At 50.5% G+C, this 24,052-nt stretch carries 21 protein-coding genes and 1 pseudogene; 17 read left to right on the plus strand and 5 right to left on the minus strand.

From position 1 onward, the window contains the following. The first annotated feature begins 1 nt into the window (after window position 1). The gene (uvrA, locus tag HG1285_RS07370) at window positions 2-2,785 is read left to right on the plus strand and encodes an excinuclease ABC subunit UvrA (protein WP_008287923.1); all 2,784 of its coding nucleotides are present in this window, start codon (window positions 2-4) and stop codon (window positions 2,783-2,785) included. Here the strand turns inward: uvrA and HG1285_RS07365 are convergent. Continuing rightward, window positions 2,782-3,819, minus strand: coding sequence for a GGDEF domain-containing protein (locus tag HG1285_RS07365; protein ID WP_008287924.1), 1,038 nt, complete (start codon window positions 3,817-3,819; stop codon window positions 2,782-2,784). The genes uvrA and HG1285_RS07365 overlap by 4 nt on opposite strands. 33 nt (window positions 3,820-3,852) lie before the next feature. Here HG1285_RS07365 and HG1285_RS20245 point away from each other — a divergent pair. After that, window positions 3,853-4,959 (plus strand): annotated as a pseudogene (locus HG1285_RS20245) (amidohydrolase family protein). 17 nt (window positions 4,960-4,976) lie between these two features. Beyond that, the gene (locus HG1285_RS07350; RefSeq protein ID WP_008287927.1) at window positions 4,977-7,586 is read left to right on the plus strand and encodes a bifunctional diguanylate cyclase/phosphodiesterase; all 2,610 of its coding nucleotides are present in this window, start codon (window positions 4,977-4,979) and stop codon (window positions 7,584-7,586) included. On the opposite strand, the gene lptB is transcribed toward HG1285_RS07350, so the two are convergent. Together lptB and HG1285_RS07340 are read right to left on the minus strand one after the other, a co-directional pair. Beyond that, on the minus strand, window positions 7,576-8,292 hold the full coding sequence (gene lptB / locus HG1285_RS07345; protein ID WP_008287928.1) for an LPS export ABC transporter ATP-binding protein: 717 nt from the start codon (window positions 8,290-8,292) through the stop codon (window positions 7,576-7,578). The two genes, HG1285_RS07350 and lptB, sit on opposite strands and share 11 nt — an antisense overlap. Next, window positions 8,292-8,621, minus strand: coding sequence for a hypothetical protein (locus tag HG1285_RS07340; RefSeq protein ID WP_032496752.1), 330 nt, complete (start codon window positions 8,619-8,621; stop codon window positions 8,292-8,294). The genes lptB and HG1285_RS07340 overlap by 1 nt, the downstream gene beginning before the upstream one ends. Before the next feature lie 46 nt (window positions 8,622-8,667). On the opposite strand from HG1285_RS07340, the gene HG1285_RS07335 reads away from it, so the two are divergent. The 8 genes from HG1285_RS07335 to HG1285_RS07300 all read left to right on the plus strand — a co-directional run bounded on the left by HG1285_RS07335 (window position 8,668) and on the right by HG1285_RS07300 (window position 16,026). Further along, window positions 8,668-9,306: an alpha/beta hydrolase gene (locus HG1285_RS07335; RefSeq protein ID WP_008287930.1), complete on the plus strand. Its 639-nt coding sequence runs from the start codon at window positions 8,668-8,670 to the stop codon at window positions 9,304-9,306. Beyond that, complete coding sequence (locus HG1285_RS07330; RefSeq protein WP_008287931.1) at window positions 9,257-9,913, plus strand: methyltransferase domain-containing protein; 657 nt, start codon at window positions 9,257-9,259, stop codon at window positions 9,911-9,913. The genes HG1285_RS07335 and HG1285_RS07330 overlap by 50 nt, the downstream gene beginning before the upstream one ends. An 11-nt stretch (window positions 9,914-9,924) precedes the next feature. Then, on the plus strand, window positions 9,925-11,331 hold the full coding sequence (locus HG1285_RS07325) for a Do family serine endopeptidase (protein WP_008287932.1): 1,407 nt from the start codon (window positions 9,925-9,927) through the stop codon (window positions 11,329-11,331). A 7-nt stretch (window positions 11,332-11,338) separates the two neighbouring features. After that, the gene (locus HG1285_RS07320; RefSeq protein ID WP_008287933.1) at window positions 11,339-12,268 is read left to right on the plus strand and encodes an RNA polymerase sigma factor RpoD/SigA; all 930 of its coding nucleotides are present in this window, start codon (window positions 11,339-11,341) and stop codon (window positions 12,266-12,268) included. Next, on the plus strand, window positions 12,268-13,143 hold the full coding sequence (truB, locus tag HG1285_RS07315; protein ID WP_008287934.1) for a tRNA pseudouridine(55) synthase TruB: 876 nt from the start codon (window positions 12,268-12,270) through the stop codon (window positions 13,141-13,143). The genes HG1285_RS07320 and truB overlap by 1 nt, the downstream gene beginning before the upstream one ends. A gap of 61 nt (window positions 13,144-13,204) precedes the next feature. Further along, window positions 13,205-14,356, plus strand: a complete 1,152-nt coding sequence (gene dnaJ / locus HG1285_RS07310) for a molecular chaperone DnaJ (protein WP_008287935.1) — start codon at window positions 13,205-13,207, stop codon at window positions 14,354-14,356. 5 nt (window positions 14,357-14,361) lie between these two features. Then, window positions 14,362-14,760: a helix-turn-helix transcriptional regulator gene (locus HG1285_RS07305; protein WP_008287936.1), complete on the plus strand. Its 399-nt coding sequence runs from the start codon at window positions 14,362-14,364 to the stop codon at window positions 14,758-14,760. A 9-nt stretch (window positions 14,761-14,769) separates the two neighbouring features. After that, window positions 14,770-16,026, plus strand: a complete 1,257-nt coding sequence (locus tag HG1285_RS07300; RefSeq protein WP_008287937.1) for an epoxyqueuosine reductase QueH — start codon at window positions 14,770-14,772, stop codon at window positions 16,024-16,026. On the opposite strand, the gene mazG is transcribed toward HG1285_RS07300, so the two are convergent. Then, window positions 16,012-16,773, minus strand: a complete 762-nt coding sequence (gene mazG / locus HG1285_RS07295) for a nucleoside triphosphate pyrophosphohydrolase (protein ID WP_008287938.1) — start codon at window positions 16,771-16,773, stop codon at window positions 16,012-16,014. The genes HG1285_RS07300 and mazG overlap by 15 nt on opposite strands. Window positions 16,774-16,864: 91 nt before the next feature. Here mazG and HG1285_RS20600 point away from each other — a divergent pair, with 91 nt between their 5' ends. Genes HG1285_RS20600 through HG1285_RS07270 form a run of 6 tightly spaced genes read left to right on the plus strand, consistent with a single transcriptional unit; the run spans window position 16,865 to window position 23,859 of the window. Further along, window positions 16,865-17,287 (plus strand): prepilin-type N-terminal cleavage/methylation domain-containing protein, encoded by a 423-nt coding sequence (locus HG1285_RS20600; protein WP_008287939.1) that lies wholly within the window; start codon window positions 16,865-16,867, stop codon window positions 17,285-17,287. A 44-nt stretch (window positions 17,288-17,331) separates the two neighbouring features. Further along, window positions 17,332-19,275, plus strand: coding sequence for an STT3 domain-containing protein (locus tag HG1285_RS07290; RefSeq protein ID WP_008287940.1), 1,944 nt, complete (start codon window positions 17,332-17,334; stop codon window positions 19,273-19,275). Beyond that, the gene (locus tag HG1285_RS19095; RefSeq protein ID WP_083793078.1) at window positions 19,268-19,723 is read left to right on the plus strand and encodes a type II secretion system protein; all 456 of its coding nucleotides are present in this window, start codon (window positions 19,268-19,270) and stop codon (window positions 19,721-19,723) included. Before HG1285_RS07290 ends, HG1285_RS19095 begins: the two co-directional genes overlap by 8 nt. 18 nt (window positions 19,724-19,741) lie before the next feature. Continuing rightward, window positions 19,742-22,024 carry a DEAD/DEAH box helicase gene (locus HG1285_RS07280; protein WP_008287943.1) on the plus strand — a complete coding sequence of 761 codons (2,283 nt, stop codon included), beginning with the start codon at window positions 19,742-19,744 and terminating at the stop codon, window positions 22,022-22,024. Between the two features lie 6 nt (window positions 22,025-22,030). Further along, a complete protein-coding gene (locus HG1285_RS07275) occupies window positions 22,031-23,008 on the plus strand; it encodes an ABC transporter permease (RefSeq protein WP_008287944.1) in 978 nt (325 codons plus the stop codon). Beyond that, entirely contained in the window at window positions 23,005-23,859 is an 855-nt protein-coding gene (locus tag HG1285_RS07270) for a DUF58 domain-containing protein (protein ID WP_008287945.1), read from the plus strand. The genes HG1285_RS07275 and HG1285_RS07270 overlap by 4 nt, the downstream gene beginning before the upstream one ends. Here the strand turns inward: HG1285_RS07270 and HG1285_RS07265 are convergent. After that, window positions 23,853-24,052, minus strand: a 200-nt coding sequence (locus HG1285_RS07265; protein WP_008287946.1) for a cold-shock protein, incomplete at its 5' end; no start/stop codon positions are given. The genes HG1285_RS07270 and HG1285_RS07265 overlap by 7 nt on opposite strands.

The raw sequence follows: 24,052 nt of genomic DNA on the forward strand, positions 1-24,052 counted from the left end.
TATGGACAGGATAGTAATCAAGGGGGCGCGCCAGCACAACCTCAAGAACATAGACCTTGAGATTCCAAAGAATAAGTTCGTCGTTATTACGGGACCCTCGGGCTCTGGAAAGTCCTCCTTAGCCTTTGACACGATATACGCCGAGGGGCAGAGGAGGTACGTGGAGTCCCTATCGTCTTACGCACGGCAGTTCCTCGGCGTCATGGAGAAACCGGAGGTTGATCTGATAGAGGGTCTCTCACCCGCCATAGCCATAGACCAGAAGACGACCTCAAAGAACCCACGCTCCACGGTCGGCACCGTCACGGAGATATACGACTACATGAGAGTCCTGTGGGCTAACATAGGCAAGCCCCACTGCCCGGTCTGCAACCGTCTCCTTGAAGGTCTCTCAGCCCACGAGATATTAGACAAGATATTTGAAAAGTACAAAGGGAAGAGGGTAATGGTCTTAGCCCCCGTCGTCAGGGGCAGAAAGGGCGAGTTCAGGGAGCTTTTAAGGGACATAGACAGGATGGGCTTCTCCCGTATAAAGGTTGACGGTGAGCTCAGGAGGGTTATAGAGGTTCCCCCGCTGGAGAAAAACAGGAAGCACAGCATAGACATAGTTATAGACAGGCTCACCCTTGAAGAGGAAGAGCGTTCAAGACTGCTCACAGACCTTGAGAGAGCCCTTGAGCTCGCCACAGGACTTGTGAAGATAGAAGAGGTAGAAACGGGGAGAGAGGAGCTCTTCAGCGAGAAGCTCGTATGCCCAGACCACGGCTTTACGATACCGGAGCTCTCCCCCAGACTCTTCTCCTTTAACTCACCCTACGGTGCCTGCCCAAGCTGTAAGGGGCTAGGCGTAAAGTGGGAGATAGACACGGGGCTACTCATAGACGAAGACGAGCCGGCGGTGAACGCCTTCAGGATAGCTGACTCAGCTCTCTTTAACTACCTGAAGTTTCCCATAACCAACGTCCTGAGGAAGCTGGGTTTGAACCCGAGGGTCACCTTCAGGAACCTACCCGACAGGGCTAAGAGGATACTCCTATACGGCTCAACCCAGGAGTTTGAGTTTGAGGGGATAATAAGACACCTTGAGAGGAGGTTTTTAGAAGAGGACTCTGAGAGGATAAGGGAGGAGATTGAAGACTACATAGTGGAAAGACCATGTCCCTCCTGCGGGGGCTCAAGGCTAAGGGAGGAGGCTCTCGCCGTCCTCATAAAGGGCAAGAGCATCTGGGACATAACAGATATGCCCGTCGGCAGGGCGAGGGTGTGGATGGAGGAGCTCGTCTCAAAATTGAAGGACAGAGACCTCCTCGTAGGTGAAAGGCTCATAAAGGAGATAGCGGAGAGGCTCGGTTTCCTCGTAGATGTGGGGCTTGACTACCTGTCCCTGTCAAGGAGTGCTAACACCCTCTCCGGTGGTGAGATGCAGAGGATAAGGCTCGCAACCCAGGTGGGCTCCAAGCTGACGGGCGTGCTATACGTCCTTGACGAGCCCTCCATAGGTCTTCACCCAAGGGACACCAACAGACTCATAAACACTCTCAAGGAGCTCAGGGATATAGGCAACACCGTCATAGTGGTGGAGCACGATCCCGAAACTATAGAGGCTGCGGACTACATAGTGGAGCTGGGACCGGGAGCGGGCAAGTCCGGTGGGGAGGTGGTTGCCACGGGAAGCCTTGAGGAGGTGATGGTAAATCCCAACTCCCTGACGGGAGCTTACCTGTCGGGAAGGCTTGAGATAGAGGTTCCCGAGAGGAGGAGGAAACCAGAGGGGAGGTTCGTGAGGATAGTTGGAGCCAAGGAGCACAACCTTAAGAACCTGACCGTTGAGATCCCAGTGGGTCTCTTCGTGTGCGTTACCGGAGTATCCGGCAGCGGGAAGTCCACCCTCATTTACGACGTCCTCTACAGGTACGCCAAGGGTGAGTTTTACGGCTCAAGGGAGCAGGTCGGCAGCGTGGAAAGGATAGAAGGTCTTGAGAACTTTGACAGGGTCATAAACGTTGACCAGTCCCCCATAGGACGGACTCCAAGGAGCAACCCTGCAACCTACACCAAGGTCTTTGACCAGATAAGAGACCTCTTTGCCAACACCCCCGAGGCTAAGGCACGAGGGTACAAACCCGGGAGGTTCTCCTTCAATGTCAAGGGCGGAAGGTGCGAAGCCTGTCAGGGTGAGGGCGTCATAAAGGTTGAGATGCACTTTCTCCCTCCAGTTTACGTCACCTGTGACGTCTGTAAGGGTAAGAGATACAACAGGGAGACCTTAGACGTGCTCTACAAGGGTAAGAACATATCGGAAGTCTTAGACATGACCATAGACGAAGCCTACGAGTTCTTTGAAAACATCCCCTCCCTCAGAAGGAAGCTTCAGCTTCTCAGAGATGTTGGTCTGGGCTACCTCAGGCTCGGACAGCCCGCTCCAACCTTGTCGGGAGGCGAGGCTCAGAGGATAAAGCTCGCAAGGGAGCTCGCCAAGCGGGAGAAGGGCAGAACCCTCTACCTCCTTGACGAACCCACCACAGGTCTCCATATGGACGATATAAAGAAGCTCATAGGCGTTCTCCAGAGGCTTGTGGACAGGGGTAACACCGTTGTGGTGATAGAGCACAACCTTGACGTGATAAAGTGCGCCGACTGGGTCATAGACCTCGGTCCCGAGGGAGGAGAAAGGGGCGGTCAGGTGGTTGCTGTAGGGACTCCAGAGGACATAGCCGCCAACAGAAACTCTTACACGGGCATATACCTCAAGAGATACCTAAGCGGGGAGAAGGAGGTCGCTTAGCCAACGACCGTGTTCTTGCCTCTCCTCTTAGCCTTGTAGAGGTTTTCGTCCGCAAGTCTGAGCAGGTCTTCCGGTGTCTCCACCTGCTCGTTCACCTCGGCGACCCCAAAGCTCGCCGTTGGGTTTATCTTCTTGTCCTCGTGCTCAACGGTGTAGTTGGCTATAACCTTCCTGAGCCTCTCCGCCACCATGAGGGCTTCCTCACGGGTTATGCCGGGAAGTATTATGGTGAACTCCTCTCCACCGGTTCTTGCGGGAACGTCCTTAGCCCTCAGATAGTTCCTCAGTATGTTTCCAATCTCCTTCAGAACCTTGTCTCCTGCCAGGTGTCCGTAGGTATCGTTTATCTGTTTGAAGTTATCAAGGTCTATCATTATCACCGAGAAGGGATAGCCGAACTTCTTGAAGTCCCTAAAGAATTCGGAGAGAGCCCTCTCAAAGGAGCGTCTGTTCCTGAGTCCCGTGAGCGGGTCTATGTTCGCCTCCTCCTTCACCCTCCTGAGCTCCTCTCTGAGCCTCTCTATCTCTCCCCTCTGCTCCTCCAACCTCTGGATGAACTTCCTGTTCACGCTCTTCAGTCCCCTTACCTCGTGCATTATCCTGTTAAGAACCTTCTGGACGTCCTCCGCTGGAACTGAGCTTGCCATCTTCTCAAGTCTTTCCCCGCCCTCGGATATGCCCCTGTCGTGCTCGGAGACGCTCTTAAGAACCTTCTGTATCTCCTCAAAGAGCTCCTCCGCTATCCTCTCCACTATGCCCGCAGACTCTATATCCTGTTTGTCCAGTTTCACCTGGTAGAGGTCAAAGTAGATGTCTATGAGCTCGCTCTTGGACAGGTTCAGGTTGTTTTCCTTGGCATAGCAGAATATCCTGAACCACCTCTCGTAGTTCTGGGGTGAAGGTATTATCTTCTCCTTAGCCATGAAGGTGAGGACGTCCTTGACTATGTCGCTGAGGGCTTTGTAGTCCTCCTCGCTCAAACTCTCCCCGCTTGTTATCTTTTTGTGGAGTTCGCACTCTATCTTATTGCGCATAATGATATTCATAATAAATAAAAATTGTAAGGCATGGCGCTCGTTGATGCCCACACACATTTAGAGCTCTTGGCTCTTAAGAGTATCCCCTTTGAAAAACTCAGCTCGGTTGAGGAGCTGGTCAGTTTACTGAAGGGTATCGGGGACGAATACATACTCGCATGGGGGTGGGAGGAGAAAAGGCTCGGCAGGGCTCCCACGAGGGAAGACCTTGATACCATAGACAGACCTGTTTTACTGCTCAGGATGGACGCCCATACGGGCGTGGCGAACAGAAGGTTGATAGAGGAGTTCGGACTGGATGGGAACGAACTACTGGACTCAGAGAAAGGCTTCCTTTACGAAGGGTTCCTCTGGAGCGTCGTTGACAGGATGAAGCCCAAGGGAGAATCCATGAGGGAAGCTCTCAGGAGGGCTGTGTTCACCGCCCGTGGGTTCGGGATAGAGGAGGTTCACGACTACGTTGATGAGGAACTCGCCGAGCTCTACCTCAGCCTTGAAGAGGAGCTCCCCCTGAGGGTAGTCCTTATGCCCTACCACGAGCATTACAGAGGTGTAGTTGATCTCCTGAAGGAGAGGCTGTCTTTAGGCTGGGTAAAGGTGTTCGTTGACGGCTCTGTGAGCGCCAGAACCGCCTACCTGAAAGAGCCCTACGAAGACAGAAAGGACAGTAGAGGTCTGCTACTCAGGAGTGCGGAAGAGCTCACCTCTATGTTAAAGTAGCTTGAAAGCGAAGGTCTGAGGGCTTCCTTTCACGCCATAGGAGACGGGGCGGTTGAGGAGTGCCTCGTAGCCCTTGAGATGGCAAAACCCGAACTGAAGTTCCACAGGATTGAGCACGCCCTCCTCCTGGACAGGGAGCAGGCTCTCAGGGCTAAGGAGCTAAACGTCCTCTTCTGCATACAGCCCAACTTCAAGCCCTTTTTCAGGGAAACCTACCTCAAGGCTCTCGGGAAGGAGAGGTTTATAGACGCAGTCCCCCTTAAGCTCTTAGACTCTCTGGGCGTGGACATGGTCTTCGGCTCGGACATGATGCCCTTTGACCCGTCGTACGGACTCAACTACGCAAGGGAAGTCCTCGGGAGAGAGAAGGCGGAATACTACTACGGCGGCTGGAGAGAGGTAAAGGACTACCTGTAGCTTTCCTGCTATAATTTATGACCCCCGTAATGGAGCTCTTCTCCCGCGTTAACAGGTTTATAGAGGACAGGCTCAAGGTACATACCTATCCCCTCAAGGTAGTCTTGCTCTTCGCATTCCTGATATTCATGTCCATGTTCCTCGCCCTCGTGGTGGACATAGCCCACTCCGTTCAGGAAGTCCGCAACGAGATAAGACTCGCAGCGGAGAGGGCTGCCAAGTTCAGAACCACCGCTATAAGGGACGTAATACTGGGCATATTCCAGGCGGATACTGCGCTCGCAGAGCTCGTTGAGAAGGAAGGCACTCACACGCTGGAGCCCTTTATGGGGACGTTCATAATCTGTGCGAAGGGTGAGAACTTCCAGGTAGGCAGGCTGGAAGAGGGCATGCTCAGGGAAGCCCTGCAGAACTCCCAGGGCAAGAAGTTTTACTTCCATCTCTTCCCTGAAAGCTGGCTCGGCATAGCGGTCTTAGACCTGAAGGGTAGAACCTACCTCTTCTGTCACAGAGTCCCCTACATAGAAGACATACTTTCAAAAAAGCTTGGAGCCATAGCCAAGTACGGGGCTGAGTTCCACTTCGGCGAGCGACCGAAGTTTTCCGAAGGGGACATCCTCGTGGTTCACGAAAACAGCTACTCCAACGCGAGCATGTTCGTGGTAGTTCCCCTCAAAAGCATACTGGGGACTCTCATAGCGGAGAGGGTCGTTCTCTATATGAGGCTCTACTTCGTTTTCATACTCTTCCTCTCAGTGTCTTACCTGTTCTGGGCGAGGTTGATGAGTTACCCCATAGAGAGACTCAGGAAGATAGTGGAGGAGCTTGATGCGGGCAACTACTCTGTTGATTTCTCTGGTGTGGCGGAGGCAAAGGACGAGTTCGGGGGGATAGCGAGGCTCCTTCAGAGGTTCGCCAGAGATACGCAGAGAAGGTTTGAGAAGCTTGAGCTCATCCTTGACACAGCCCTACACGGCGTAAGCTCCCCGGAGGACGTTCCCTCCTTCGTGAGGGAAACCCTAAACAGGGTGAACGAGATATTTGGAGCCCGCAGCTCAATGTTCGTCGTGGAGGACAGGGAAACGGGTAAGCTCCTTTATGTCGTGGGCTCTGAGAGTCTTGAAGAGGATGGACTTAAAGAACTCCTCCAGTTTTACAGGGAGAGGAGCAGGGAGGTAAGCTCCGTGATCAGGGAGCCAGCCTGTATAAGGGAAAAGGGCTCCGGAGGGTGCGTGAACCTGTCAGTTTTCCGCATAGAGGGTTCCGTTTACGGGGGCGTTCTGCTTCAGATGGACTGCAACCTGGACTCGGTGGACGAAGGATACCTAAAGGTCGTGTGCCAGCACCTTATAAACACCATAAGGCTCACCCACATGGCAACAACAGACCCCCTCACAGGGGTGTCCAACAGGAGAGTCCTTGAGCACGACATAGCCAAGTTTGGCAGGCTCGTGAAGAGATACAACAAGTCTATGAGCCTGATAATGGTGGACATAGACAACTTCAAGGGTATAAACGACACCTACGGGCACCAGGTAGGGGACGTGGTCTTGAAGAAGGTCGCGAAGCTCATAGAGGAGAGCGTGCGGGAGACGGACACCGTTTACAGGTACGGTGGAGAGGAGTTCGCCGTCCTCTGTCCCGAAACCGACAAGCTCGGAGCTTACGAGCTCGCCGAGAGGATAAGGGAGAAGATAAGGGAGACGAAGTTCTGGATAGACACCAGCAGGGTAATATACATAACAGTCAGCCTCGGCGTTGCCAGCGTACCGGAAGACACCGATAACCCCGACGAGATACTCGCCATAGCGGACATAAGCCTCTACAGGGCAAAGAGCGAAGGTAAGGACAGAACCGCCATACTCACCGACAGCTCCGACAAGAGGCTCTTTGTGGAGAGGTTCAAGCGTGAGAAGGAGCTCAGGACTTACATAAGGAGCGGGAAGACACTACACCACCTACAGCCCATATACGACCTCCGCAGGGGACAGGTCTTCGGCTACGAGCTTCTCTTCCGTGTGGTTGACGGAGATAGGCTCTACACCATGGGTGATTTCATAACCCACGTGGAAGACCTCGGTATCATAGAGGATATAGACAGACTTACCGTAAGCAGGCTCTTAAAGCTACTCAGCTACGAAGAGCTGAGTAATTACTGCTTCTTTATAAACGTGTCCCCACGTTCTCTGGACAGGGGCAGGATACTCTCGGAGCTAAACCTCATACCGAGGCACCAGAGACCGAGGGTTTACGTGGAGATAACGGAGAGGGAGACATTCATGGACACGGAAGAAGCCCTCAGGCACATTGAGGAGCTGAAGAACATGAACTTCAGGATAGTTCTGGACGACTTCGGAAGCGGTTTCTCCTCCATATCCCAGCTCAGATACTTCGTCAAGTACCTTGACCTTATAAAGATAGACGGCTCATTCGTAAAGCGTATTCACAGAGACCCCTACAACAGGGCTATAGTTGAGAGCGTTAAGATAATGGCGGATCGTTTCTCCATAGACCTTGTGGCTGAGTTCATAGAGAGGGAGGAGGAGCTTAACGTGGTCAAAGTCATAGGCATAAGGTTCGGGCAGGGCTTCTTCTTCGGTAAGGAGGAGATAAGGTCTATAGCCTGAACTCCTCTCCAAGGTAAGTCTTTCTGACCTCCTCAAGCTCAACCACTTCCGAGGGGCTGCCCTTGGCTATTACCCTGCCCTCGGAGATTATGTAAACCCTGTCAACTATGCTTATCGTCTCCCTTACGTTGTGGTCGGTTATAAGTATTCCCATGTCCTGGTGCTTGAGACCCCGAACCATACTCCTTATATCGCTGACTATTATGGGGTCAAGCCCTGCAAAGGGCTCGTCAAGGAACAGGTACTTGGGTTTCGTTATGAGGCTCCTCGCTATCTCAAGCCTCCTCTTCTGTCCCCCTGACAGGGTATAGGCTTTCTGGTTCCTCAGGGACAGAAGTCCGAAGTCCTCAAGGAGGGTCTCCGCTCCGGTTACGGCAGCCTCCCTGCTGTCCGTGAAGAACTCAAGGAATATAAGGAGGTTCTCTATAACCGTGAGGTCTTCAAAGAGGGTGTGCTCCTGGGGGAGGAAGGCTATACCTTTCTTAGCCCTCTCGTGGGGCGGCAGGCTGGTTATCTCTTCACCGTCAAGCTCTATCAAGCCCTCGTCCACTTTCACGAAACCAACGAGGGAGTTAAAAAGCGTGGTCTTCCCAGCCCCGTTGGGTCCCAAGAGCCCAACCACCTCACCCCTCTCTATACTCAGGCTCACACCCTTCAGGACTTCTCTGCCCTTGAAGCTCTTCTTTACGTTCTCTGCCCTAAGCATCAGTCCTCTATCTCTTCCCTAACGTCCTCGTAATTCTTGAACTCCTCGCTCTGAAGTATGTCCGTTATGAACAGGTCTATCTCCTCCTTATCAAGGATAGCGCCGGCTATAAGTTTACCCGTGTACCTGCCCTTCTTTATCTCCCAGAACATATAAAACTCCGGATACTTCTCCTTTATCCTCCTGTAAGCTACCCCGTACTTGCTCTCCTTAAGGGGGTTTTGCTCAAGGAAGAAGTGGTCTTCACTAAGGGTAATCCTGTGGAGCAGAACTCCCTTCCTGGTTTTCACGACCTCAAGTTTCATGTCCCAGTCCTTTATCGTTTCCATATCTTCCTCCCTTAGCGTACTTGAAGCTCTTATTATATTTTCTCCCATGGAACTTCTAAGTCCCGTCTTTATCCACGGCTGGGCTTTCTCCTCAAGGGTGTTCAATCGGTGCAGGGGTATAAAGGTTGAGCTCCCCGGACATGGAAGGAACACAGAGCCCTACAAGAACCTTGAATCGGTCGTGGAATCCTTAGCCCTATCGCTACCGGGAAGACACGACATAGTGGGGTGGTCGCTCGGTGGAACCTTAGCCCTGATGCTCGCGATGAAGTACCCTGCAAAGGTGAACAGGCTCTTTCTCATAGGAACCTCCCCCTACTTCGGCGGTGCCTGGTCTGAAAGAAACCTGAGAGCTTTCAAACTCAGGATAAAAAGGGAGGGTGTGGGTGCCTTCAGAAAGATGGCTTATCCCAAGAGCTTTGAGGATAGGCTTTCAGAAGAGACAGCCCTTCGCATGCTGGAGGACTTCATAAAAACAGACCTTAGGTGCAGGCTCCCTCTCTTAAGGAAGAAGACCCTCATAGTCCACGGCGAGAGGGACGTCATAACGCCCGTGAAGGAAGCCCTTAAGCTTTACAACTTGGTAAAAGGTAGTAAACTTATAATTCTTCCCGGAGGTCACTTCCCTGCTGAGGATGAAACAGGCTTACTCTCTACGCTTCTCAAGGTCGGTAGAGACCTATGAGAGGTGGGCTGTTCCCCAGAGACAAACGGCTAACAGGCTCGTTGAGCTCTTAAACCCCTCCGGTCTCGTCCTTGACCTCGGCTGTGGGACGGGCTTCGTCTCCCAGAGACTACCAGAGGGGTGCACCCCAGTGGGGCTTGACCTCTCTCCCAGGATGGTTGAGGCTTACATGAAAAATTTCCCCAAGGGAGTGGTAGGAGATGCCGAGAGCCTGCCCTTCAAAGAGGATAGCTTTGACTACACCCTGAGCAACTTCTCCCTACACTGGACAGACCTGTCCAAGAGCGTTCCCGAAGCCCTCAGGGTAACCAGAAAAGCCTTCGGTCTGGCTCTACCCGTTGAGGGTAGCCTTGAGGGCACAGACTTTCCCTTCCCAACCGCGGAAGCGGTTCTCTCACTGCTGAGGGGGTACGAAAGAATTCACTTCGTAGAGGATGTTGAGATACCCTTTGAGGGCTGGAACCTTGTAAGGTTCTTTCACCACACGGGGAGTTCTCTCAACCCACTGAGGAAAAGGGTGCTGAGCCGGAGAGAGATTGAAAACCTGATAAACTCTATGGAAAGACCTGTTTTCCGTATGCTATTTTTGTATGTGAGGGTAGCATGAGGAGGTTAAGAATGAAGATATTTGCCCTTGTGTCAATCCTGACGCTCTCAATACTCTTGGGGTGTAGGGCTGAAACACCTGTGGCGAGCACACCTGTGCAGAAGCCAGCTATAAACGGCGGGGGCATACTGGAAGAGTTTCAGAACGAGCTTTCAAGGGTGATAGACAAGGTCTCTCCCTCCGTGGTCACCATATTTGCAAGACAGGAGGTAAAGTTCAACCCCTTTGAGCAGTTTGACCTCCCCTTCATGATACCCATGGAGCCCTTCAAGAGGGAAAAGCGTTCCCTCGGTTCCGGTGTTATAACCAAGTACAAAAAGGGAAAGCTTTACATACTTACGAACAACCACGTGGTTGAAAACGCCACCACCATAACGGTCAGGTTTGACAAGCACACCGAAAAACCCGCAAAGGTCGTCGGAACAGACCCCAAGACGGACTTAGCCGTTATAGAGGTTGACGCCAAGGGCATAGATGACGCCGAGAGCAGGGTAGCCAGACTGGGTGACTCGGACAGGGTGAGGGTAGGACAGCTCGCCATAGCCATAGGAAACCCCTACGGGCTTGAGAGAACCGTCACCGTTGGTGTTGTATCCGCCCTGAAGAGGAGCATAGGGATAACCCAGTACGAGAGCTACATACAGACCGACGCCGCAATAAACCCCGGAAACTCAGGGGGTCCTCTCATAAACATATACGGAGAGGTGATAGGCATAAACACAGCCATCGTTGCCTCAGGGCAGGGGCTCGGCTTTGCGATACCCATAAACCTCGCCAAGTGGGTCATGGAGCAGATACTTGAGCACGGGAGGGTCGTAAGGGGCTGGCTCGGCGTAGTCATACAGGAGATAACCCCAGACATAGCCGAAGCCATAGGGGTCAGAGAGGGCATACTTGTAGCCCAGGTGCTCAAAAACAGCCCAGCCGATAAGGCAGGGCTCAAGGTGGGAGACATAATAGTCGCCCTTAACGGCAAGAAGCTTGACAGCGTGAGAGACCTTCAGTTTACAGTTATGAAGACAAAGCCCGGAACGGTGGTAGAGCTCACCGTGATCAGGGATGGAAAGAAAAAGACCATAAAGGTGAAGATAGGAGAACTCCCAGAGAAGGGAAAGAAGCTCGGAGGAGACGTGGGTGAAGAGGATCTCGGTCTTAACCTGAGAGACCTTACACCTCAGGAGAAGGCTCGCCTTGGGATAGAAGGCGTCGTGGTGGTAGGTGTCGTGCCGGGCAGTCTCGCCAATAGAAGTGGATTAAAGCCGGGCGATATTATAATGAGGGTTAACTACAGAGAAGTTAAGAACGTGAGGGAGTTTTACAGCGTGATAGAGAACCTCAGGGAGGTGGGAAAGGCAAAGGCGCTGCTGCTGGTGCGCAGGAACGGGAGCAACGTTTACGTGGTTCTTAGGCTGAGGTGAAAAGGTTATGCCTGACACGGAGCAGGAACTTATAAATCAGTATCTTAAGAGGATATCCAAGATACCCCTTCTAAGCCCAGAAGAGGAGAAGGAGCTCGCCCGAAAGGCTAAGGAGGGAGACGAGGAGTCTCTAAAGAAGCTCGTTGAGTCTAACCTCAGGTTCGTGGTGAGCGTAGCCAAGCAGTACATAGGTTACGGACTCCCCTTCTCAGAGCTGATAGCCGCGGGAAATCTCGGTCTTCTAGAGGCGGCAAAGCGCTTTGACCCAGAAAGGGGAGTGAAGTTCATATCCTACGCCGTCTGGTGGATAAGGCAGGCTATCATGCAGGCACTCTCCCAGCAGACCGGTGCGGTGAGGATACCCCTTAAGCAGTCTCACCTGATAAGCAAGATAGGAACCATATACGCGGAGCTCGCCAAGGAGCTTGAGAGGGAACCCACCCCCGAGGAGGTCGCCGAGCAGCTTAGCAAGGAGATGATAGCCAAAGAGCTCACAAAGGAGCTCGGAAGGGAACCCACCGACGAAGAGGTTCAGAAGAAGTTCAAGAAGGAAGGCTATAAGATATCGCCCGAAGAGGTGGAGAAGTACCTTCAGGTGTGCAGGATACCCCTTTCCCTTGACGCTCCCGTGGGAGAGAACGAGGACACCTTCTTCGTTGACTTCCTGAGCAAGCACGGGACGGCTGAGGTTGAGGAGAGTGTTATCCAGGAAGTCCTTGAAAAGGAAATATACGACCTGCTGGACAAGCTCCCCGAGAAGGAGAGAAGGGTTGTAGAGCTACGCTTCGGCCTGAAGGGGAACGAGCCCAAAACCCTCAGGGAAATAGGGGATATCCTCGGGGTTTCAAGGGAGAGGGTCAGACAGCTTGAGACGAGGGCATTGAGAAAGCTCAGAAGCCTCGCGATGAAGAGACATCTCAAGGACTTCCTCAGCTGATGAGAGACGGAGTCCTCCTAATAGACAAACCCAAGGGCATAACCTCCACGAGAGTGGTTGAGAGGGTAAAGAGGAAGTTAAAGACCAAGGTTGGTCACACGGGAACCCTTGACCCCATAGCAACGGGAGTCCTCGTGCTGCTCGTCGGTAAGGCTACACGCTTCTCATGGCTCTTCCTCAACATGGATAAGACTTACCGCGTTACTGCTCTGTTCGGTTTAAGCACGGACACCTACGACATTGAGGGAGAGGTGGTTGCAAAGAGCGAAGCTACCTTCAGGTGCGAGGATGTAAAGAGACTCCTCAACCTGTTCAGGGGAAGCATAGATCAGTATCCCCCTCCCTTTTCCGCAAAGAAGGTAGAAGGTAAGAGGGCTTACAGGCTCGCACGAAAGGGCATTCAACCCAAGCTTAAACCCGTCAGGGTAACCGTTCACGAGCTTGAGATGGAAAGGTGTGAGCCGCCGGAGGTTGAGCTCCTCATGAGGGTGTCCTCGGGAACCTACGTCAGGAGCTTAGTCCACGAGCTCGGTAAGAAGGCGGGAACAGGGGCTGTTGTGAAGGAGCTCACGAGGCTCTCGGTAGGACCTTTCTCTCTGGGAGACGCCGTCAGTTTGGAGGAGTTCTTGAGCTCTGAAGAGCCGTGGGAGTATGTGCTCTCCCTTGAGGAAGCCTTCTCCTTCCTACCGAAGGTCAGCTTAGACTTCTTCAACGGGAAGAAGATCCTGAACGGGAACCCCGTCCTGTTGAAGGACAAGACTGAGGAGGGAAGTGTTACCATATACATAGACGATACCTTCGTGGGTGTTGGAAGGGTGGAGAGCGGTATATTAAAACCCGAAAGGCTCATAATCCCCGAGGGGACACAAACTTGACATAATATTACTCAACTTTTATCTTAATAACAAAGGAGAAAGGCTGATAGGAGGTTTATAAATGCCTTCCACAAAGAGGGATTACTACGAAGTGCTCGGCGTGCCAAGGAGCGCAAGTCAGGAGGAGATAAAGAAGGCTTTCAGGAGGCTCGCGAGGAAGTATCACCCTGACATAAACAAAGACCCGGACGCCCAGGAGAAGTTCAAGGAGATAAACGAAGCCTACCAGGTTCTTTCTGATCCGGAAAAGAGGAAGCTCTACGACACCTACGGACACGCAGCCTTTGAAGGTATGGGAGCTCAGGAACAGGCATACCAGCAGAACATACCGAGCCTTGAGGAGCTCCTTAACGAGGTGTTCGGTGGAAGAGGGGGATTCTTTGAGGACATATTTGGAAGCATCTTTGAGAGTGCCACCCGCGGCAGAAGGAGGACGAGACACAGACCAACCCGTGGTGAGGACATATACAGAACTGTGGAGGTATCCCTTGAGGACGCCTACAGGGGAACGACCATAAACGTGGATGTGGACAGGGAGGTTGAGTGTGAAGCCTGCAGGGGCATGGGTTACGACCAGAGCAAGGGTGTAAAGACCTGCCCTACCTGCGGTGGAAGCGGGCAGGTGGTTCAGAGACAGTTCTTCATGACCATAGCTCAGACCTGCCCTACCTGCCACGGTGAAGGGGTCGTTTACGAGCCGTGCAAAGCCTGCGGAGGGCGTGGGACTGTAAGGAAGAGAGAGTCCATAAAGGTCAGGATCCCTCCGGGAGTGGATACAGGCTCTAAACTCGTCGTTGAAGGAAAGGGTCATGCAGGCAGGTTTGGGGGACCCCCCGGCAACCTATACATACAGGTTAAGGTCAAGCCCCACAAGGTATTTCAGAGGAAGGGAGACGACCTTTACGTGGACGTCAACCTCACCTACCCTGAGGCTGTCTTAGGCACCGAGATAGAGGTTCCCACCATATCCGGTGAGAAGGTTAAGGTGAAGATACCGCCCGGAACCCAGCACGGAGAGCTCATAAAGGTGAGCGGGTACGGCATGCCCCGTCTCAAAGGCGGTGGAAAGGGCGATATGTACGTAAGGGCTAACATAGAGGTGCCCAAGATCGGTGTCCTTGAAAAGGTATTCAAGGACGGTAAGAAGGTAGAGAAACTTCTAAAGGAGCTGAAGGAGCTCCTCCCAGAACCTGAAAGAATCAGGGAGAGGTGATAGCCATGAGGAAGAAGGGACTATACACCATAGGGGTCGTTGCGAGGATGTACGACATACACCCTCAGACCCTCAGGCTTTACGAAAGGGAGGGTCTTCTCAAGCCCTCCAGAACCGAGGGGAACACCCGCCTTTACTCGGACGAAGACCTTCAGAGGCTTGAGTTCATACTCTTTCTGACGAGGGAGCTCGGAGTTAACCTTGCAGGCGTGGATATAATCCTGAACATGAAGGAACAGCTTGAGGAGCTTCAAAAGCAGATAGACCAGCTCTTTGAGTTCATACAGACGGAGCTATCAAAGGTTTACGAGGGCGACGACCTGCGCAAGGCTATAGTCAGCGTGCCTAAACGCAAGGTCATGAAGCTGGAGGATATCATACCAGCCAAGAAGCCAGAGCAGTAAACTTTCCCTATGAAGAAGCTCCTCGTCCATATATGCTGTGCGCCGGACGCCCTTTACTTCCTTGAGAGACTCAGAGAGGACAACCCTGACTCCGATCTCATAGGCTTCTTCTACGACCCGAACATACACCCTTACGAGGAGTACAAGCTCCGCTTTGTGGAGACCAAAAGAGCCTGCGATAAGCTGGGCATAAAGCTCATAGAAGGCGAGTACGACGTGGAGGACTGGCTCAAGAGTGTCAAGGGTTTGGAGAAAGAGCCAGAAAGAGGGAAAAGGTGTTCCGTGTGCTTTGACTTCAGATTGGAACGCTCAGCCAAGTTAGCCAAGGACTTGGGCTGCGATACGCTCACCACCACCCTCCTGATGAGTCCCAAAAAGAGGTTTGATCAGCTAAAAGAGAGCGGTCAGAAGACCGCAGAGCGCTATGGGATAAACTTCCTTGCGGTCAACTACCGAAAGGGTGGGGGAACTCAAGAGATGTTCAGGCTCACAAGGGAGAACGAGATATACCAGCAGGACTATTGCGGTTGCATATACGGACTCTTCCGGCAAAAGGGAGAAGACTCCGTCTGGGATCTCTTCTCATCAAAGGGCAGGAGACCGGGTTCAAAGGAAGAGCTCTGGTTCATAAAAGAGGTCAGAACCATCGCCCAAAGGCTGGGTCTTCCCGTAAAGGAGTACGAGTTTCCCTTCTTAGGGTGGCACCTGCTTGAGGGTGGCGTATGGATCAAAGGAAAGGCTATACCCTCCCTCGTAAAGCCCTACTCCCAGTCCATAAGGGGGAAGGTGAGAACTGACGTTGAGAGGGTGGTAGGCGATACCCTTTACCTTAACAAGCAGTTCGTCAGGATAGAACTGGTTGACAAGCTGGAAGACAAACCTCTTGAGGAGTTCAAGGGCTACACCCACCCTACCTTTGTGGTGGAGAGGAAATACGAGAAGGATCTCCTTGAGAACCGTATAGACGCTACACTGAAATCAGAGTTCAGGGAGGAGAAGTCCTCAGTTTTATTGGCCGGTGATATGAACGCAAAAGACCTGTTAGGAATTCCTGCAGACACCCTTCAGGATGGAACGGGGGTGTCCTTAGAACAGGTAACGGACATACTGAACAAAAATCTTCAAAACATAACCAATGGTGATTTGGCTATAGTCCTGCTGGGTGCCCACTCCTTGGGTCGCATAGGTCAGAGGTTCTTTGAGGATATAACCTCCAGAGAGATCAATTTGGTTTACAGCTATCGTGATCTTTCAACCGCCCTCTAACCTTCTCTTGCCCTCCTCCCAGAACTTGTCCATTTCCTCAAGACTCATGTCCTCAAGGTCTTTGCCCATCTCCTTTGCCCTCTTCTCTATGTAGCCGAACCTTCTCACGAAGCGGTCGTTAGCCTCCTGAAGGGCGGTCTCCGCATCAACTCCCACGAATCTTGCCAACTCTACCACAGCGGTGAGTATGTCTCCTATCTCGTGTCTTATGTTCTCTCTGTCGTTTTTTTCAAGGGACTCTTTTAGCTCCGCTATCTCCTCCTCTATCTTCTCAAAGACCTGAGATATGTCCGTGAAGTCAAAACCTACCTGACTCGCCCTGTCCTGCAATTTCTGAGACCGCATCAGTGCGGGTAGGTGCTTGGGTATGCCTTCAAAGACGCTTTCCCTCTTCTCTTTCTTCTTCTTGTCCCAGTTCTTGAGTACTTCCTCGGCGTCTGCATCTCCGAAGACGTGGGGGTGCCTCTCTATGAGCTTCTCTACGAGGGTGTCTATGACGTCGTTTATATCAAAACTCCCTCTTTCCTTGGCTATCTGGGCGTGAAACACGGGTTGGAGTAGCAGGTCTCCCAGCTCTTCCTTGAGCTTCTCGTAGTCTTTGGAGTCTATGGCATCCAAGACCTCGTAGGCTTCCTCTATGAGGTATTTTTTAAGGCTCTCGTGGGTCTGCTCTCTGTCCCAAGGACACTTTTCCCTCAGTTCCTCCATAACCTTGAGGAGGTCTTCAAAGGTGTGTTTGCTTTCCATGACCCAATATTTTAGAAGTTTTCACGAAACTTTCACACAAATTTCACGATGGAAAGTATAATGTAAACAAAACCTATAGGAGGTGTGCATCATGAGAGACCTTTACCAAGCCTTTGCAGAGGCAAGGAAGCTCAACCGGGAGAAGGGTTTCACCCTGATTGAACTCCTCGTCGTCGTAGCCATCATAGCCATACTGGCAGCGATAGCGATACCGCAGTTCAACAAGTATAGGAAGAATGCTGAAAGGGCAGCGGTTGAGAGTGCGGTCAGAAACTGTATTACAGAGATAGAGGCACAGTATGCTGAAAACGTGAGCTTTGATATAACATCGAGTAATGTCACTGATACCATATGTGACAAGTTTGAGGGTGGTCCCGTTTCAAGTATTACAGTTAATGCCTCTAATGCAACTTCTTACACTGTCTCTGCAACCGGGCGAACATTTAGTGTAACTTGCAATGCGACAGTTAGTGCTTCTGGTACGTCCGCAGCGGTTATAAACTGTAGTAATTAATTTTAAAGGAGCCGGGCCAGGCTCGGCTCCTTTAATTAGTCTGTATGAGAGCTATTCTTTTTCTTTCGTTTTTAATATTTTTAACAGCTTTATACAGGATATCAACATCCGATTTAAGCAGGATAGGAGAAAACTACTTAACGTGCTTTGACTGTTATTACTATGCTGAGCTGGCTATAGATAACTATGAAGGGAAGAATAAAGGTGTGTATATCAACTACAAGCGTAATGTGCCTGATTTTACTATAGAAAATAGTGAACAGTTAATAGTATTACTGCCAGGTTGGTTAAGTAGCATATCTGGTTTAAACATACATTTTTTTATAGCTTTGTTACCCCCTGTGCTGAGTTTACTATTTATAATTCCCTTGCATGCATGGATAAACAGCTTTATGGATAAAACCAGCGCCTTATATGTTTCCGTAGGAGCATATATGGTTGGCGTTTTTAACCTGATTTACTGGACAAGGACTAAATTTGGTAGGTATGATACAGATTTTCTAATATTGTTTTTCTTGTTTATGACATTGGGTTTAGTTTGGCTTAGCTTAAACTCAAAAGGTATTTATAGAACCATCGCATATACTGTATTGGCAGGGCTATTTTTTAAAGTTTTTATGTGGTGGTATCCTAAACCATTTTTTGTTTTCCTGTTTATATGGATGTATATCGTTTTTCTATTTTTTAAAGAGAATAAAAGGTTAATTGGTGTACAGTTGAGTATATTCAGTATTATTGCTGGCTTAGAAGCGTTTATACAAGGCTTTAAATCAGCTTATGGACTGATTATGTCTCGTGTCTTTGAAAAGACTGCTTCTTTTGTTCCCTTAAATATGGCTACTTATGTTTCTGAGCTTAACGATGTAGATATAACTAAGCTGTCTTATATGACAAATGAGTACGTTATTATGGCTGGCACAATTGGTTTAATACTTATGTTCAGAAAATATAGGTATGCAGTAATTGCAATTTTGCCCATTATAGCTATGGGTTTTTTAGTTTTCTTTGCGGGAAACAGGATGCTGATATATTTAGGACCTTTCTTAGGAATAGGGTTTGGTTATACTGTGTATAAGATACATGAATTTTTATCTGAAAGATTTTCGCTTTTGAATAAAACTATAATAAAATCATTGTTTATTTTGATCACTATATCTGCTGGTTTCTCACCAAGTATAGCTCTTGTATCCAACAAGCCTACTATATCAGGTGAGTTTTATAAAGCTGGGCTTTGGTTACAGGAGAATACAGAACAAGATGCGTATATATGGAGCTGGTGGGACTACGGTCATATCATTAGATACTTATCCGACAGAAGTGTTTATATTGATAATGCAAATTGGCATTACGTCAAAACATTTGCTGTAGCGAAATCTTTTGTGAGTTACGATGAGAATCTATCTCGCAAAATCGTTTCATACGTAACTAATCAGAGGGGTTTACACTTCAAATACAGAAATAAAACATACAAAGAATTTTTAGAGGATGTGATATCCTATCAAAATCTCAAGTTAAATAACCCGGTGTATGTAGTGCTTGTCAATAGAGACTTATCCTTACCTATTTTAATAGGTCTGGGCTCTTTCTACTTAGATTCTTTTTCAAAATTTAATCTGTCACCAATAAATGAATGCGTGTATAGTGCGAAAAACAACTCAGTTGGATGCATGAATGTTGTTTTTATTGATAGCGAAAATTACACACTCAGAAATGATAGCTGGTTCAAAGGTTTCTTGTTTGTGAATAGGGATAAAGGCATGATCAAACCAGTAAAAGAAATAGATACTACACATATAAAACCTGATGATCTAATACTTTTCTTGATTAAATACAAAGACAAATATTATGAGATAGTAGTGAGTTATAACATAATAAACACCTTTATGTTTCAGGCTTTTATTATAGGTCGTGATTTTAAATACTTTGACAGGGTGTATGATGCTTTTCCTTATATAGTAATTTATAAGGCTGTTAGCGGGTATGAATAAAAGCTATTTCTTAGCTAAAGCGGGCTTTTCTTTAATAGAAGTTTTGGTCGCTTTCAGCATAATAGGTTTACTGATAACTATATCTATATACTCATATAGTGCACACACTAAGAAAGCATTTAGAACTTCCGTAATTTACGATGTGCATAACGCTGTGGGATCTATTGAGTTATTTATTAATGAGTTCAAAACTCTTCCAAACTCAATGACCTGCCCCGCCTCAGGATACGGTCCAGCTGTTTGCGACCTCACCGACGGGACTAACACCCTCACCGGAGCGGTATCGGTCTCCAAGAACGTGTCCATAACTTACGAGAAGGTGCCAGCCTGCGATGGCGGAGAGAGCTACAGGATACACGGTGTCCACGCACTGCTAAACGGCTGGGGCTTCTGCTTTGACGCCTGCCTCGGGCGGTACGTAGAAACCGACGGGACTGGCTGTCCCTGACCTTATAATTACCCCTATATGAAACACTACCTCGTCCTTGAGAACTCAGAGTTCAGTATAGACCCTCCGGGTGGGAAGCTGGTATACAAGACACCCGCGGGAAGACCGAAAGAGGAAAGCCTTGCGGAAGGGAAGGAGCTGGGAGAGAGAGTCCCTTACGAACTACTCAACCCCATACAAACGTTGTTCTTTAAAAAGTACAGAAAAGGGAACGCTCTCGTGACCGCACCAACCTCTGCAGGAAAGAGCCTCATAGCCTTCATGTTCATGAAGGATAAAAAGGGAAGGAGAATATACACCGCACCCACCAAGTCCCTCGTCTACGAGAAGGCGGTTGAGCTGAGAAAACTCTTCGGTAAGAAGGTTGATATGAGGACCGGGGACATAATAGAGCTCTACAGGAGGGAACACTCCGACATCCTCGTCTCTACCTACGAGAACCTCGCCCTCGCCCTCAGGAACAAGCTCCCATGGGCTACCGAGGCTGAGAGCATAGTGATAGACGAGATTCACCACCTCATAGGTTCAAGGGGCTGGGTTCTGGAGGAAATAGTAACCCACCTCATTGAGAAGGGAGTGGAGATGCTCGGTCTTTCTGCGACCCTCCCCGGGAGCATAGAGCTGGCAAAGTGGATAAAGACGGAGCTCTTCATAGAGTCCCTCTGGAGACCCGTCCCCCTTGAGAGGAAGGTCATACCCCTTACGGAGTTCAGGGAGTTCGTCAAAGCTAAGGAGCAGGACGAGAGGCTCGCCAGCAAGCTCCTGACAGCCCTGTACGAGCTCAAGAGACCGGACGAGCAGGTGATACTCTTCGTCCACAAGAAGAATGTGGGCTGGAAGGTTCTTGAGATCGCCAACAGGGAGAAGATAGGAATAATGAACGAGACGGTGCCCTTTGACAAGGAGGAGAGGGAGGAGGTTGAGCTCGCCTTCCACAACGCGGACATACCGAGGGAGGAGAGGGAGGAGATAGAGAGGTCTTTCAGAAAGGGTGAGCTTCCTGTCCTCGTGGCGACCCACACTCTCGCCTACGGGGTGAACCTACCCGCCGATACGGTCATGATTGGGGTTAGAGCCTTCTACGACAGGAGGGAGGGCAGGTGGAAGGTCTTTCCCTCCCAGCTTGACATACTCCAGATGGAGGGAAGGGCTGGAAGGCTCGGGATAAAGGAGAGGGGCTACTCCTACATACTGCCCTACGGGGCAAAGCCCCACACCCTTGAAAGTGAGCTTGAAAGGAGTCTTGAGGAGGAATTCTCACCCTACCTTCAGAGGAAGGTCAGGGAGGGTGAGCTTAGCGAGGAGCTTGAGAAGATTCTGAGCCTCTTCGTTCTCATAGGCTTTCTTTACGAAGGGAGGAACTTCCGCAAATTCCTGAAGAGGACATTCTCTCTGAAGGAATACTCCAGAGACCCTCTCATTGACGACATATACGAGTGGCTTGAGGAAACGGGATACATAGAGAAGGGCAGGCTCTCCGACAAGGCTCTCTTCTGCATAAGGTCGGGAATGTCGCCCATAAACTACGAGGAGTTCCTGAGAAGGAAGGTCGTCGGTCTTGAGAAGCTCGTGGTTATCAGACCTCTCCTGTTCGTGAAGCGTTTTGAGGGACTCTACGAGTTCGTCAAGAGGGGTGAGACCTTCCCCGAGGACGAGTTCTACGTAAGGAGCAAGTTAGCACCTTGCGGTGGGGAGTGCTTTGCGGACAACACCCACCAGTTTCTCTTCTACATAGAGGGGCTAACCTTCAAGTACCGCAACGTCCAGCACCCACCGGGAGAGTTCTCCTACCTCGGGACGGATGCCCTCCATCTTCTCAGAATCCTCCTTGATATAAGGAGCTTCGGGGATATCTCCTGGAGCAACGAGGAGATACTCAGGGTAGCCCACTCGGTAAAGTACGGGCTGACGGAAGAGTTCTCTGCTCTCGGCGGTATAAAGGGTATAGGTCACATAAGGGCTAACCTCCTTAAGAGAGTCCTGCACGAAGAGGGTCTGAAGCCACCGCCTTTAGGCGGTAAAACCTCTGAGTTTATTGAGTATTTAAACACCGCCCTTGAGGGCGGTCTTGAGGATAAACTGAAAGAAGTCCTTGAAAGGGACAGGTACGGAGGGGACACCAAGCGCGTTGAGAGGGAGGCAAAGCAGGTGATAAAGAGGCTTGAGGGCAACAGGGGAGGGATCCTCGTTGACGACAGGATACTGAGAACCTTCGGAGTGTTCCTCTCCGGTCCAGAAGCCCTGCGTTTGAGGAAGGAAGAGCTGCTCAGGAGAGTTATTGAAGAGGATATAATCAGTTAGAGAAGCATGAACTCCGGGGTCAAGTTCTCTGTTTCTCTGATAGCCTTGCTATTCATATCAGCTCTCCTTGCGGACTTCATAGCCCCCTATCCCTACGACCTCCAGAACAGGAAGAAGCCCTATCACCCGCCCACCAGGGTGCACCTTCTCAAGGACGGCAGGCTCGTATTCCCATACGTGAACTTTTACGAGCTCAAAGACCCCCTCTTCAAGGTTTACGAGGAGAACAGTAAAGTTTCCTGTCGGCTAAGGTTCTTCACAAAGACGGAGTTCGGTTTCAAGCTCGTGGGCGTGGAAAAACCCTGCAGGCTCTACCTCCTGGGAGGTGACAAGCTGGGGAGGGACGTTTTCTCAAGGCTCCTCTACGGGGCGAGGTACTCCCTCGGAGTGGGGATAATAGGGACTCTCGTAACCTTCTTCATAGGCGCCGTAGTGGGGGGTATCTCAGGCTACTTTGGGGGAAAGGTGGACACGTTAACAATGAGACTCGTTGAGGTTCTAATGTCCATACCCACCTTCTACCTACTTCTCTCACTTAGGGCTGTCTTCCCTCTGGAGCTCTCAAGCGGTCAGATATTTCTGATGATAGTCTTCATACTCTCCCTCCTTGGGTGGGCTGGTCTCGCACGGGTGGTCAGGGGTATGGTTCTCTCCATAAGGGAGAAGGAGTTCGTCTTAGCTGCAAAGACCTACGGTGCAGGGACTTTCAGGATACTCAGGAAGCACATACTACCCAACACCTACTACTACCTTATAGTTTCTGCTACTCTCTCAATCCCTGCCTACATACTGGGCGAGGCTGCGCTGAGTCTTCTGGGTCTTGGCATTCAGGAGCCCGAGCCAAGCTGGGGGAACATGTTATCGGAGGTGAGGAACACGAACGTCCTCTCCTCATTCCCCTGGATGCTGTCTCCGGGCATGGCTATATTCCTTACAATACTCGCCTTCAACATACTGGGCGATAATCTGGTTAAGAAGAGATGAAGGTCAAGGTAAAGAGGTCGGGTGCCATATTCATAGGGGTAACGGTATTTCTCGGCGTAGCCGCCGCAAACACGGGGAACAACCTGCTTTACATAATAGTATCCTCCATGCTCTCCCTAATGCTCATATCGGGTGTCAGCTCCATCGTGAACCTCAAGGGTATAGAGCTGAGCCTGATACCTCCGCCGGAAGTTTTTGCCCAACGGGGGGCACCCTTCAGGGTCGTTGCCAGAAAAAGAGGAATAATGCCCTCCTTTCTCATAAGAGTGTCCTCGGGTTCAGGAGAGACCCTATTCCCCCTGATAGACTCGCAGGACAGGGAGTCCGTCCTGAACCTTTTCTTTGAAAGAAGGGGGCAGGTAGAAGAGGTCAGGCTTACCGTAAGCTCTGACTTTCCCCTCGGTATGTTTGTCAGGTCTATGTATGTGACCGCAAAGGTGAAGCTCACCGTTTTCCCGGCACCGATCCCGGCTAATCTCAAAGTGGCCGGCGGCGGAACCCACGAGGAAGGCAGCTCACCCTACCCCAGCTCCACTAAGGGCTATGAGGAGTTCAGGGGTGTTAAGGAGTACTCAGGGGAGCCTATGAAACTTATTCACTGGAAGCTTACCGCCAAAAGGGAAAAACTACTCGTCAGGGAGATGCTTGATGAGGAGAGAGAACCGGTGATCCTTACGCTGGAAATGGTTGATGGTGGTATTGAGGAAAGGTTATCTAAACTTACCTACCTTACGATAAAGCTGATGGATATGGGTCACCCCGTCGGGTTGAGTATTGGAGATAAAGAGATCCCCCCTGCGTGGGGGGAATCCCATAAGTTGCGTATTCTGAGGGAGCTTGCCCTTTACTGACCGTTGAGAATTACGACGTTCTTTGCCCTGGGACCTTTGGCATCTTCTTCAATCTCAAACTCTACCCTCTGTCCCTGTTCAAGGGTCTTGAAACCTTCTTTCTGTATAGCTGTGAAGTGGACGAATACGTCACCTTCGTTGTCGTCACGGGTAATAAACCCGTACCCTTTGTCCTTGCTGAACCATTTGACAG

It is taken from the genome of Hydrogenivirga sp. 128-5-R1-1 (assembly GCF_000171895.1).